General features: G+C 60.5%; 10 protein-coding genes. All 10 read right to left on the bottom strand.

Annotated features, from left to right (window positions below; translation table 11 throughout):
• Positions 1-210: 210 nt before the first annotated feature.
• Positions 211-594 (bottom strand): DUF3768 domain-containing protein, encoded by a 384-nt coding sequence (locus tag LQ220_RS21860; RefSeq protein ID WP_230190219.1) that lies wholly within the window; start codon positions 592-594, stop codon positions 211-213.
• A 120-nt stretch (positions 595-714) separates the two neighbouring features.
• Positions 715-1,296: a site-specific integrase gene (locus LQ220_RS21855; RefSeq protein WP_230190222.1), complete on the bottom strand. Its 582-nt coding sequence runs from the start codon at positions 1,294-1,296 to the stop codon at positions 715-717.
• A 113-nt stretch (positions 1,297-1,409) separates the two neighbouring features.
• Positions 1,410-2,630, bottom strand: coding sequence for an integrase arm-type DNA-binding domain-containing protein (locus LQ220_RS21850; RefSeq protein ID WP_230190218.1), 1,221 nt, complete (start codon positions 2,628-2,630; stop codon positions 1,410-1,412).
• A gap of 531 nt (positions 2,631-3,161) precedes the next feature.
• A complete protein-coding gene (locus LQ220_RS21845; protein ID WP_230190217.1) occupies positions 3,162-5,114 on the bottom strand; it encodes a glycoside hydrolase domain-containing protein in 1,953 nt (650 codons plus the stop codon).
• Positions 5,111-6,337 carry a YdcF family protein gene (locus LQ220_RS21840; RefSeq protein ID WP_230190216.1) on the bottom strand — a complete coding sequence of 409 codons (1,227 nt, stop codon included), beginning with the start codon at positions 6,335-6,337 and terminating at the stop codon, positions 5,111-5,113. Before LQ220_RS21840 ends, LQ220_RS21845 begins: the two co-directional genes overlap by 4 nt.
• A 37-nt stretch (positions 6,338-6,374) precedes the next feature.
• Entirely contained in the window at positions 6,375-8,888 is a 2,514-nt protein-coding gene (locus tag LQ220_RS21835) for a TonB-dependent receptor (RefSeq protein ID WP_230190215.1), read from the bottom strand.
• Between the two features lie 127 nt (positions 8,889-9,015).
• Positions 9,016-9,825, bottom strand: coding sequence for a hypothetical protein (locus LQ220_RS21830; RefSeq protein ID WP_230190214.1), 810 nt, complete (start codon positions 9,823-9,825; stop codon positions 9,016-9,018).
• 69 nt (positions 9,826-9,894) lie between these two features.
• Complete coding sequence (locus LQ220_RS21825; protein WP_230190213.1) at positions 9,895-11,400, bottom strand: glycosyltransferase family 87 protein; 1,506 nt, start codon at positions 11,398-11,400, stop codon at positions 9,895-9,897.
• Positions 11,390-12,544, bottom strand: a complete 1,155-nt coding sequence (locus LQ220_RS21820) for a TonB-dependent receptor (protein WP_230190212.1) — start codon at positions 12,542-12,544, stop codon at positions 11,390-11,392. Before LQ220_RS21820 ends, LQ220_RS21825 begins: the two co-directional genes overlap by 11 nt.
• The gene (locus LQ220_RS21815; RefSeq protein ID WP_230190211.1) at positions 12,541-13,629 is read right to left on the bottom strand and encodes a sphingomyelin phosphodiesterase; all 1,089 of its coding nucleotides are present in this window, start codon (positions 13,627-13,629) and stop codon (positions 12,541-12,543) included. Before LQ220_RS21815 ends, LQ220_RS21820 begins: the two co-directional genes overlap by 4 nt.
• Positions 13,630-13,639: the final 10 nt, after the last annotated feature.

The following is a 13,639-nucleotide window of genomic DNA, read 5'->3' as shown; positions in this document are numbered from 1 at the left end:
CCAGCGACAATCAAACCAACGACTGACCCTTGCCAGCGACAATTACCGTTGGCATCATCACCACGCCGCGACAATCAATTCTCATCCTGATTGACGCCAGCATCTCACCCAGTTTGTCGCGCTACAAGCCGCAGAGACTATCAAGTTCCCCTTGCCTAAGCGGCTCCATGTCTTCTCTGGCTTCCATTAGCGCCAGTGCTGCTTCCTCGCTCAATATTCCGACGCCAGCATGATGGTGAGTACCCGCGTAGTGGCATCGGGGTTGGTCGGGTCAGGCGAGCCATATTCCATGCTTTTATCGTAAGCGTCGATCTTCCAGAAAATGGTTCGACTATCATGCTCCAGACCGCCGAAATCATGCTCGCCATAGGGATCGTTGTCGTCTGTAAAGCCGTCAAACGTGGCAACTTCGTGCAGTATGGCCTTCAAAGCTTCCTTGCCAAGCGCCTGCAGGCCGGGCGTGATCGTAACGTAGCCGCCCCGCCGAAATGCGCGAAGTTCGTCGTTGAGAGCACGGATGCGCGCCACCCGGGCCTCCAAATCTGCAGTTCTTTCTTTGTTTTTTTTGTGGCCGGTCTCTTCCTCTGCGTTCATGTTGGGCTCCTTTGCTGGACGTAAAAAGGGACGCTTCGACTGATGTCAAAGCGGGGATAGGCGTTTGTCGATCGAGGAGTATTTGCTCGGCGTCGTGTGGCGTGGGAGCGGAGTTGATCGCTAAATCAGTCGGATGAGCTTATGCTGGGCATCTCGGTCGCCCTGAATATAACGCTCAGTGGTACCGATCGAGCGATGTCCGGCTGGCTCCTGCACGTCACGCAGCGAGCCGCCGGTCTTTGGTAGCAGTCGAGCTGCGCGGGTGATGAACGTTCGTCGGCCTGAATGCGAAGAGCAGCCCACCATTCCCAAAGCCCGATACGTTGCACTAAACCAGTTGACGACAGCCCCAGGCTGCATCGCCGTGCTCCGTTCCGATCGAATTACCGGACCTCGGTCTGGATAGCCTTCGCTTTTGTGCAAGGCCAACAGGGCAGTGCGCAGCGTGCGATTAATGGGGATTTGCCGTCCCGATCCATATTTAGCGATCGACCCTGCGACGCTGATATGGACCGCTATACTGCCGTCGGTGGCAAGTATCATGGGCCAAGTGAGGCCCGCTATTTCGCAAGCTCGAAGGCCTGCTTTGAAGCTTAGCAATATCATGGCCCTATTACGGGCAGGATGGCGCTGGATCCCGACGTGTACCAGCGCTAGGCGCACGTCATCCGGTTCCAGCACCTTGGCAGGTTGCCTGGACATAAATGATGATCTGTATGTTGGTGAAATGCTGAGCACTGGACAGTCCAGCATTACGTTATTTCAGCATAGCAGATCAGCGCAAACATGTCAAATTAAGGGTTAAAATCAATGCGTTATGGCAATGTCGACTGTATTCCGACGCCTTCCGGTTCCCAATTTCCGAGATAATCAGCCCACTCCTGCATCAGGAGGCGACGACGCTCGATAGCGGTGCCACGGCGATAAGCGGCTTCGGCTTTGTTCTGGATGGTATGGGCGAGGGCTGCCTCAATGATCTCGCGAGGATAGTTGGTGCAGTCGCCCGCCCAGTCCCGGAACGTCGAGCGGAACCCGTGTGTTGTCACATTGTTCATTTTCATCCGGCGCAAGAGCATCGCCATGGCCATGTTGCTACGGGTCGCACCATTAATGGAAAAGATGCGATCGTGCGGCTTAGCGTCATCCCCATTTAGCGCACTCAGAATTACTAATGCTGCATCGGAGAGGGGCACGATATGCTCGGCACCTGCCTTCATCCGGCTTGCCGGGACGCGCCACAGTTTATTGTCAGCGTCGATTTCGCCCCAGGTCGCCCCCAGTGCCTCACCCGATCGCGCGGCAGTCAGGATAGTAAACTCCAGGCATCGGGCAGCTAGGGCATGACGTCCGCGCAACGCGCCCATGAAAGTGGGCGCATCCTTGTAGGCGAGAGCTGCATGATGCCCGCGTCCCATTCCGCCCTGCTTTGGCAGCAGAAAATCGAGGTGCCCCTTGAAGCGAGCAGGGTTGGCCATGTCGCGTGGCATTAGGCCTTTAGCCCGCGCAGCGTCCAATATGCGCTCAATCCGCCCTCGGACCCGTCCTGCCGTCTCAGCCTTGGTCAGCCAGATCGGTTGTAGCAAGGCAAGTATGTCGTCGGTGGTAATCTGATCCAACGGCTTATCATTCAACACCGCCGCATGGTCACGAAGGGAGTTTCGCCATTGCTGCCGATGGATAGGATTTTTCCATCCCGCCTCGACGCTAGCGATGTAATGCTCCGCGAAGCTACCGAAGGTAGCAATGGGGACTACTTCCGCAACCTCTTTTGGAGCTAGCAGGGTGCGGGGATCGCTGCCCAGTGCGACTGCCTCCCGCATCTCTGCTGCAAGCGACCGTGCCGCTGCCAATCCCACTGAAGAGGCAGGCCCCAGTCCAATCTCGACTCGTTTGCCGCCCACCGCCGACATGAAGACCCAAGAGCGCGCGCCACCCGTCGTGATGCGAAGGTAAAGTCCTCCCCCATCCGAATGACGCCCGGGCTCTTTCAGGGCGGAAGCAGCCCTTACGGTCAATATGTTGATTGCCCGCGCCATGCTCACACTCCCCATTAGTCATGCCCTATCATGCCCACTTTAATGCCCACTTTCAACATGGGATTAGACGACCTTTGGCGAACTTCGGCGGACAGTGTTTGCGCTAAAGTCCAATGATACTGGCTATTTGTAGAAGCATGACGCACGGTTTCCGACATGGTTCGAATCCCTCCGTCTCCGCCATTTCGCTCTCTGAGCGCGCACTGAGCTTACGCCGGTTTTTCCCAGCGATGTGTGGCGGAGACGCAACTTCGATTGAATGATACCCATCTGACCTCCGACAACCTCAAGGCATCAGCCGATTCACGTCCGAATGGGAACTGGAAAAGACCATCACCTTGCCCGCGCGCCAGATAACCAACATTGTTTTTGCTGGCCGAACGCTCGATTAAATGTTCGTGTCTTCCGCTGCCACGGGCTTATCAAAGTCCGAATATGACGGGGCGCTCTGCGAAATGGATTCCGGCGCTAAAGGTGTGCCGCCCGATTGTTTTGGGCGTTAAACCATCTGCCCCGCTGCACACTTCATTATCATTGACCACCTAAAGAACGGAGCGATGACAGGAAGATCGATTGCTGAAAGGCCATATCGGCCAAAGCCCTGCCGTTGATCCGGATGTTTTGCGCCATTGGCGTGGTGATGACGTAACGCGGCTCACCCGGCGTCAAGGGATAAAGGCCAAGCATCGCCCAGATGTACCACGCTGACATCGTACCCGCGTCGTCATCCATCCCGTCGGCAAAGCCCTGCGGCGAAAGCGCAAAGCTATGCCCGACCCATGGCTGAGGCCGGACGCCCGAATTGACATAGCGATGGGGTACGGATTGGGTGATGTAGCGGCGCACGATCCGTTCGGTCCCGGCCTTATCGCCTGCCCACGCAAAGAGATAGGGCACATGAATGTCCGGCTGGTTCGTCATGTTGAACAGATTGTCAGCGAAAAAGCGCTCCAGCTCGGGCTGGAATTTCGGTCCCAATGTCTGTGCCAACCACGGCAAGTCGAACACGGGAGCCCAACGATATTGCGCCAAAGTCCCTTGATAGAGCCCTCGCGCCTTCACGATGTCGGCGTCATCGCCAAGGTCGCGGAAGGTTGCACGCCACATCGAACGATAGCTGAGCGCCTTCGTCCGGAAATCCTGCCCGATGGCGGTCTCGCCCAGGTCCGATGCGAGTTCAGCAATGGCCCAGTCGTCATAGGCTGCCTCTATCTGTTCGTCAGGCGTCTTGCGGGCGAGCGTTGCGCTTTCGGCCACCATCCCCGCCAGCGCGGCCTTCGCGTCGAAATCGACGATGCCCTTCCGCCGGAAGTCCAGCAGGGCAATCCCCGCATGTTCGGTACGAACGGTCAGAAACGGCTCAGTCTGCGTGGCCCAGCGTTTCTTGCCGCTTTGATAAAGCCGAACGAGGGAGCGTGCGATCTGTCCGGCGCGCTCCGGATCGATCAGCGCAAGGAGCGGCATCTGCGTGCGATAATTGTCCCACAATGCCCAGCTGGTATAATGCTGATCGCCGCGAGAAAGCTGTTTGACGACGCCGTCGCTGCCGCGAAAACGACCGTCGGGATCGGCGATGGCGACCGGCGACTGCATTACGCGAAATAGCGATGTATAGAATAGCGCCTGCTGCTTCGGCGGCCCGCCAATAGTGATGCGCGACAATTGCCTGTTCCAATCGGCCACCGTCTGGGCGGCGATGGCCTGGAAGGGGCGATTGCCCAATTCGCTGTCCCGCACGGCTGCTGCGGCAGATGGATCGACTGACGAAAGACCCGTACGCAACTCGACTATGTCGCCGCCGCGCACGTTGAGCATCACGCGCGCATCCTTTGCTGCGTCGCCCTGCCAGACGGCTGCCAGGGCTTTGCCATTATGCGTCAGGCGGGTCGCGGAATGGAGGTGATAGGTGCCGACATCGCACACGGTGCCTGCCGAAAAACTCGCGCGGAGATCGCCGTCCGGTTGTGCCTGCCAGCGGGCTGCTATGCGTTTGGAATAGCCGCGATCGAAAGCGACGACCACGGCAACCTGCCCGGACTTCGGCAAGGTGAAACGCACGCTGCCTGCACCGCGCGTGGCGGTCATGTCGGCTACGATGCCGGGGCCGTAGCGGACGCTGTAATAGCCCGCATGAGCGCGTTCGTGCCTTTTGTCGATGGGCGCGGAAGGCGCTGGATCGCCGTAGGCCAGCGTTACCTTCACGTCGCCGCCCGCCCCGCCACAGCCGACACCGACGCCGCGCGTGTGCGAAAATCCGGTCAGTTGCGTGGCCGCATAGTCATAGCCCGCGTGATTGGCGGGCGTGGTATCCGGACCAAGCTGCACCATGCCATAAGGCGCCACCGCCGCCGGGCTGAGTTGTCCGAAATCGGCGAGAGTCCCCACGAACGGATCGACCATCCGCGCTGGTTCGCGCGCCGGGGCGGCTTGTGCAACGTTGCCGAATACCAACGCGGCCAGCAGGGCAATCACCATCCGGTTCATGGATCGAGCGGATCGGTTGCTTCGACGTGGAAAGCGATTGGGTCAGGTGTAAATGACAGTGTGAACTGATCCGGCCCCGGTGCCAGACGACCGGGCTGCACACCCATTTCCACAAGATTGCGCTGAGCCAGCACATCGCTACCAATATACTGAATCGTGCGATGATCCGACACGACCAGAGCGGGTCGGTCGGTCGGAAACTTTGTCGCCAGCAAAAGGCGTGCGCAATTGCGCAGGTTGGTGGTGGTGTGCCGCGCATGCGGTTCGATAAGGATGCGGTCGGCGGGCACGCCATATTGCGTAATGAGCAGTCGCTTCATCTCCACCGCTTCGTTGAATGGTGTGCGGTTGGGATGCACATTCCCGCCCGACACGACGATGAAAGGCGCAACGCCCCGTGCGAACATGTCCGCCGCGATCGACAAGCGGATATGTCCCATCACGCCGGTGTGCGATTGCGTGTCCTCCGGTCCATGCCCAAATACCAGCAGCGCGGTATAGGGCTTGGCACGCCAGTTCATCCTGCGAACCGCGCGAACGGCTTGGGCATTTTCTCCGTCCAGCAAAGGCCGGAAATTTCCAGCGTCGATACGCTCGTTCATTTGCAGTAGACCTGCCGCATATCGCAGCGACGGGTCGAAAAACAGGTCGTCGGTTTTTACCTGTGCGGCGGTGGCGACGCCATGTGCGCTTAAAATGTCGGCCATCTGTGGCAGGGCCGTGTTGAAGATGATCGAGTCTATGACGGGATAGCGAGGTGCGACCCCCTTGGCATAGACAGCGATAACCCGGTTCGTTGCAGCCGCCGTTTCTGCCCAGGCTGTCGCCACAAGGTCGGCGTCGGACAAAGCGGAATATCGCGCAAAGCGAACGGAAGGCCGCATCTGCCGCGCCACCAGCGCTTGCGCCAGCTTCGGATCGCTCGTCAGCAGTCGCAACCGCGTCTGGACCAAAGCAATGTCCGCGTCGGTCCAGACCCACGCATCGGCCAGACATTGCGGCAACGGCGTGCATGTGCCTTGGGGTATCCGTGCCGCGCGCTCGGTCGTCAGCGTTTGAAGGACGCTATCGTTGCGCAATGCCTTTTCCCAGCCATCCGCTGTCCGCATCATGGCGAACAGCGGAAAGACACGGGTCGGCAACGTATCGGCAAAAGGCGATGCGTAGCCCGCAGGTTCCTGCGCCGCCGCCGTTCCCGACGCCAGCGACAGGGCTAGGGCCACGCAGGCTCCCAGGGCAGAGGTACGCATCGCTCGCAAATTACCAGCTCCGGCTAAGGATGAAGCGGAAGTTGCGGCCGAACACCGGACGACCATAGATCGCATCGCTCGCGCCCTGACCGGCAAGCTGATCGGTACGCGGATTGCCTTCGGTCAATCCCTTCGCGTTGGTCAGGTTGTCGCCGGCGACCTGAAAGCGCCAGTTGCCATAGCTGACCGAAGCGCTTGCACTGACTGTCTGATAGGCGGGCAGCGCTGTCAGATTGAAGAGGTCGACATAACGACGTCCGACCCACTCATAACGACCCGCGATCTCAACTTCGCTCCCGCCGACCGGGAAACGCAAGGCAGGGCGCACATTGCCGAAGAATTTTGGTTCACGGATGATCTGGTTGCCGTTCACGGCGCTGGGGTCGGCTCCCGATGAGTTCTGGAGGTTGCGATATTGCGCATCGGAATAGGTGACCGACCCCGCCAGTTCGAACCAGCGAACCGGTGCAATCTTACCGTCGATTTCCACGCCCTTCACAACCGCTTCGCCAATGAAAGGCACGGATTGATCGTTGCGGCCCGTTATCGGATTGAAGGCGATGAACGATGCGTTGAACGGGTTAAACTTCGTATAAAATCCCGTGACATAGACATAGGCCGGACCGTAGCTTGCCTTGACGCCCATTTCATATTGGCGAGCCTTGGTCTTGATGATGGTAGGCGCAGGCGTGGACACCACGCCCATCTGCGGTGGTACTTCCAGATTGGAGATGCGTCCGTAAGCACCCAGATTGCCATTAAAGTCGTAATTGGCACCAAGCGTCCAGTTGGTTGCAGAAGGCTTTAGAGTGCGCGAAACGATGGCACCCGTGAAGGCGCGGGTATTATTGTCGGCCAATGTGGTGGCGTCGCCCAGATTGGCGGTCCCCGAAAGCAGCGAGTAGCCTTCATAATCATACCATTCCTTGCGGATGCCGCCATCGATCTTCAACCCGTCGGTCACGTCCCAGGTGTCATTGGCGTAGAGGGCGATCATCTTTGCGTCGGCTTTGCCCTGATTGAGCGTGGTCGTGTAGCGAAGCACGCCATTTTGCGTGACCGATCCAAGAACAGCACCCGTGCCCGAATAGGCAACGAGATCCAGCGTGCGCGGCCGGTTGCGTACTTCGATCAACATGTCCTGATAGACCTGAAACAGCGTATTGCCGTAAAATGATCCATATGTGCCGACGCGTACATCATGCGTGCCGAAGCCCGTCTCAAACTTGCGGGTAACACTCAGATCGGCTTGTCCTGAATAGAATTTCGATTCTGAAACGCGGTACTGGCCGGACATGACCAGCCCGGATGCGGAATAGGGATCGTAAGCCGTCGCGCCGTTCGTGCCGGCGATGGCATAGCCCAAGCGCGCCACGCTTGTTCCGAACGCAGTCTGAGCTGCGGCCAAATTGCTGGCGATGAAGGCATTGCCATCGACTGGGTTAGTGGTCGAATAGAAAGCGTCGAAGCTGCTCTTGCCCTTGGTGAAGCCTCCCTTGGCCGACACGAGCCAGCCATCGAAATCGCCTTCATACTGGAGGCCCGCATTGAAGAAGCGCATGTGCCGACCATCGGCCAGATCGCGGGTCAATCCCTGCGTCACACCTGCGCCATCGCGATATTTGATGTTGACGTTGCGAAGCGACGGCGAGTTCATGGTGCCGGTGTGATAGTCGATATACTTATCGAGCGAGACCGACGGGTTGCGCGGATCGGCGATGGGGATTGGCAGATAGAACAGGTTGTGATCGTTGGTGTACTGCATCGTGACCTTGACGAAACCGTTGTCCAGATCGTGCTTCAGGTTCGCGCGGATCTGACCGCCTTTGTCGTTGGGGAACCCTGCGTCGCGATACCCGTCATGCTGACGCAGAAAGCCGCCGACTGCGTAATAGGTGTTCTCGCCAAGCGGCCCGGACTGCATCGCGTCCAGCCTGTACAGCCCGGTGTCGCCCAGCGTGATTTGCGCCTTGCCACGTGATTCCGGTCCGCCGGTCACCGTGATATTGTTGGCGATGGCAGCGGCGCTGCTCGCATAAATGGGTGCGGGGCCACCGCGGACGATTTCAACCCGCTCCGTCATCAGGTCGTAGCGGTTCATGCCATCGCCGGAGTTGAAGAACACGCCGTCAATTTCGTGATACAGCGGCAGGCCGTCCTGCTGGAAAATCAGGTAACCGCGATCGGTGGGAATGCCGCGTACGCGGGTGATGTTCTGCACTTCGCCGCCGGTCGCTTCCACCTGAATACCCGGAACGGTGCCGAGCAGGTCTGCGAAGTTCTTGGGCGCGATCCGCTGGACTTCGTCAACGCTGAGTGAATTGACTGCATAGGATACGTCGAAGCGGCGCTGGGCGCGCGCGCTGCCGGTTACCACGATGTCCGATTGCGGTTCTGCGTCCGCATCCGGCGCGGCCGCTGGCGCGGTTTCCTGAGCGGCCGCCATGCCGGGCATGGATAACGCCAGCGCGCTTAGCGACGTAAGCAGAATGGCAGTATGAGATTTCTTGAATGTGCGTTGCATTGTGCGATTCCCCCGTTGGATGAGGGGCGGATAGGGGCGCTTAGCGACAGACCCGTGACAGTTCGATCATGCGATTGCAGAAAATTCAGGTATTTTGTTGAACGTCGATTGGCTTGGCGACGGACTATCAGCGATCGGGAATAATGCTTGCAACCATTGCGCTGGCTTGCCGATCGATGGACCATAGACGACCGGCCTGCACCGGATCCCAATCGATTGCCTGCCCCGGTGTAGCTATGCCGATCGTACGGCGCAGTTCTAGCTCCGACCCTGCAGCGGGAAGCGCCAGTTCGTACATTTCCGGGCGGTCATGGCCCGTCGCGTATAGGCGACCGTCGTTGCTCCAGCTTAGCCCCGAGCAACTGAAAGGCGCGAAGCGGGCCAGAACATCGGCGGGGAATGCCCATGCCGCTTCCTGCTGGAATGCATCATTGAGCCGCGCCAACACTGTATAACGATAATCCCGGCCGGGTTCGCCACCCTTGCCTGCATAATTGGCGTAAACCGCCCACCATTTCCCGTCATGCCGGTCCAGCGCCGTCAATGAACCGGGACCGAAGCCCAGACTGACCGTGCGCCTGTGCTGCATTGTGCGCGTATCGAAAATCTCGACCGCACTGGTTTGCGGTACCTTGGGATAGTTGGATGCAGCGCAGACGAGATCGTCGCCCGCAACGGTGCAACTGTTCATGTGCGGGAACAGGCGTCGTTCGCCTTGCCACTGGGCGATCCGCTTGCCCGTGGCGATGACATATTTGCCGATCCGGTCGTTGTCGATGGCGTAGGCATGGATGCCGTCCGACGCGACCCCCTGATGCGCTTCGACAGCGGATAGGCGGAGCGTGATCGGGGCTGGCGCGGGGGCACTCTCCTGCGCGTGCACCGGAGCCAGAGTGAGGAGCAAGCTAGCGATGGTCGGTAACAGGCGGGGCATCATGACCTCAAAATGCAACAGGGACGGCACTGATAAGACGGGAGTGCTACCTTTACATGGCAACGCGCAAGCTCACTCTTCCGTTTTGGTTGGCCGAAGGAAAACCCGGCTCAGACCGGAAGGCAGAGCGACCGCGCGATAGCGATTGGTCTGTGCCCACTCTACCAGCGGCGCGTCCAGCCCGTGCGGATAGGCTAAGCTGGCCTGCGCTTCGCCACCCACGAGAATGGCGGCGGGCGGCGCGGCATTCAAATCCGCCACCAGCGTAGCCGATGTCGTCGCGTGAAAGGCGCGCGCCTGATCGACCGTCAGGACATGGCGGGTGCGCATCAGGAAAGGCCCGGTAACGAAGCGACGATCTATTGGAAGACTGGCGTCTACCGCCCGCTCTGGCGAGAGCGTGGCGATGGTGCCGGATATGCGGGCAGCAGCGGCTATGTCACTAAGCGTGTGGGCATCGTCGGTGATTGCGAGGACTGGACTGATCTGCCCCCAGATATTGGGGCCGGTCGCGATAACGGACTGCGCAACACCGGCAATAACGCCGACAACAATCAGCGCGCGCCCGACGATATGCGTGCGCCAGAAGGAGGTGTCTGTCAGCAAAGCAAAGCGAACGAACAGTGCAGGCAAGAGTGGTCCAAGATATTGGACATAGATAGGGCGCGGGAGCCATGCGGCGAAAAGCCCTGCGACAATCATCATGTCGAGCAGTCGTTCGGTGGCCGTGCGTCGCCGTGTCGCGACGAGCAGCACAGCGACCAGCGCGATGAGCCCGCAGCCTTGCGCCAGATAGCGCAGGAGCCGAGCGAGGCTCAGCGGCCAGTCGAACATGAACGCCTGCCCGTTCAAAGTCCGCCATTCGATGGGCGCCTTCAGGCTGTAATCCATGACCCCGAACCACGCAGCATCGGGTGCCAGAAGCGCCAGCCATAGGGTCGGCAATCCACCCAGCGCGCCCCCCACCGCGAGGGCGCAGACCGCTCTCGCACCAAGGCTCCGCCAATGCAGCATCGCGAACAGGCCGACAGCGGCGGCAGGCAGCCCGTAGCTGATCTTCGCTGACGCTGCCGCGCCCAGCAGCACGCCCGCCAGCACCGCCGTCCAGTGCCTTCGGCTGTTGCCCACGACGTCAAGGAAGGCCGCAAGGCCTGCCGTGGTCAATAGAAGGGGAAGCGCGTCGTTGCGTGCGACGCTGCCGGCGAACAATAGCGCATGGCTGGAAAACAGGGCAATTGCGGCGATCACCGCACCCCGGTCCGATGCCCCCGCGCGCTTTGCCGCCAGCCACACGCAAGCCGTTGCGCCTGTCGCCAGCAGCGCGTTGGTCACCCGCAGCGTGAGGAAGAGCCATCCTTCCGCAAGCCATGCCAACGGCGCGAACAGCAGAGGCTGCAAAGGCGTCTGGAGATAGGCGAAGTCGCGATAGGGCAGGCCATGGCGCATCATCGCCACGGCACCGACATATTGACCTTCGTCATGGTCGACCGGGCCGAACAGGGCAAAAACCAGCATGAGGACGGTGCACAGCAGCACCAGCCCTGACCGCCCTCCGTAACCGGCGAATTTACCAGCCAAACCGCGCGCTCGCCATCACGGTGCGTACCTGATCGGACGCACGGAGCGGGCCGGACAGATCGTCACGCGCAAAGCTTGTGCTCGCCAGACGATCCGGGTCGGTCATATGGAAAGACAGGGTAACGGGTCGACCGCCTATTCCTGCAAGAGCATAATCAATGCCTCCCGCGATCCGCAGCGCCCGGCGATCACCGGAAACGAGCGCCGGGGCGCTGTTGCGCGCGAACGATACTGCCGCGCTCCACGGGCCGCTGTGCCATTTGGAGCCGACAGACAGGCTTCGTTCGCGTACCATATCGCCGCCCGATATGTGAACGCGGGCGTCGCCATAACGCACCGACCATGAAAGGCGCGGCGTCAATCTATGCTGCGCCTCCAGCACTGCCCCTTCGATCCGCGCAGACCCGCTGCTGATCGGCAAAACCCCCCGGCCCGCAAAGCTCAACTGATCGTCCAGCCGTCCGCTCATCAGGGCAAGCGACACATCTATGGCGGACGTAGCGGACCAGTCTCCGCGTACCTGCGTCCGGCTCTGCGTCTCCGGCTTCAGCGTCCGGCGGAGTGACAAATAGGCATCGTGCGTCAGACCCATCGGTCCGTTCGTGCCGGTGTCGCCATAAGCGCGCAGCTTTTCGGCGTAGCCGACCGAGAGACGCAGATCGCGGCCTGCCTGTATGGCAAGAGTTGCGCGCGGCAGGAACCAGTCCCGGGTCCGCAAGCGGTCGCTTTCCGGGCCAACGGTGACATTGGCGCTGCGATTGCTGACCTTGATACCGTGCCACCCGAAGGTCACGACCGCCTGTTCGCCGACGGGCAAGCGATCCTCGATCATGTAACGCGTCATCCGACTGCGCGAGAGCGCGTGGGGGTCGAGCGAGGCTGCGCGGCTATCCTCAAAGAAGCGCTGCGTAGTCCGCTGTACCCCGATCAGGATGTCCTGATCGCGGTCATCGGCGTTCACCGTATCGATCGTATCCATGCGCGCGCGAAAGGCGGGGGAGGCGCTGAGCGGGCGCGATCGCGGGGACAGACCGGGATGGCGTTGCAGCGAGAAGCGAATGCCGTCTTCCAGTGGAAGGGATTGCGCCTGCGCGGACTGCGTGGCCCATGCTAGCAGCGCAAACAACGCGTAGCCCCGTTTCACAGCGTTTCTCCCGCCTCGGTTCGTTGGGCAAGATGGGTGCGGCTGGGCGGTGCGTAGTCGATGACATAGCCGAAATGATCGGAAAGGGGCGCGCCCGTTGGTTCGGAGCCGAAGGGAACGCGTGCCGCCACGACCTGCAATGGCTGCTGCCGTGCATCACGGGCGAACATCCAGTCCTTTGCTCTGCCGCTGGAATAGGCCAGGTCGTGCCGCATCGCCGGATCGGCACAGGCGGATTGCGCAAGTGCGCGGCGCGCACTCCCCAGGTTCGGCGTAATGAAGAGCATGCCAGCGCGCGCAAAGCGAGCAAAGAAGGCCTCCGCCCTGCGTGCGTCTTTGCCAATATTCATGTCGCCGCCCAGGATCATCGGTTGTGTTGCGGGAACATGGGACGCAACGAACTGCGTCATCAAATCGACTTGCCGGGAAAAGGCGCGGTAGGTTCGCTCGACCGACACACCGGCGGCAGTACGTGCATTCAGGTGCGTGTTGACGATGCTGACCGGCTGGTCGAAGCCCGGCACCTGCAGATGTGCGATCAGCACACCTTTGTTCGCCAGACAATCGAACCCTGCGCAGGCGAAATCGGGAAAAGCCATGCGATCGACCCGCGCAATGGGATAGTCCGACAGGATTTGCAGGCCGCTGCCCAGTTGCTTGCCGATCCCCTCGCCGCGATCCCAGCGCCCTTGCGCGATATAGCTTCGGTCTGCCTGATCGCCCGCCGCGCGGGATAGCTGGATCGCGTCCGGTCCCTGCGCCACATGCACATAGCCTGCGCGCGCCGCGATCCGCATCGCTTCGGGCGTGAAGGCCTCCTGCAACAGAATGACGTGCGGTTGGCGCCCGGTTTTACGCAACATGGCCAACCGGTTGGCGATGGCGTCCAGCGCTTCCTCCCGTCCCATCGTGACAGGCCAGGGCAGCCCCTTGACGTTGTAGGTCATCACCGACAGGCGGCCGTCCGCCGGGATCGATTGCGCATTTTCCCTTCGCGCGGCGGCATGTATGCCACCTTGCGTCGATCCCGCTGCAGCAAGCGAAGCAAGCCCGGCGAAAAGCAATGCGCGAATTGGTCGGTACATGATGACGGCC

It is taken from the genome of Sphingobium sp. CECT 9361, assembly GCF_918741285.1.
In the GTDB taxonomy this organism is placed as follows: Bacteria; Pseudomonadota; Alphaproteobacteria; order Sphingomonadales; family Sphingomonadaceae; genus Sphingobium.
The sequence above is the reverse complement of the archived record's forward strand: the minus strand, read 5'-3'. Positions and strand labels throughout refer to the sequence as shown.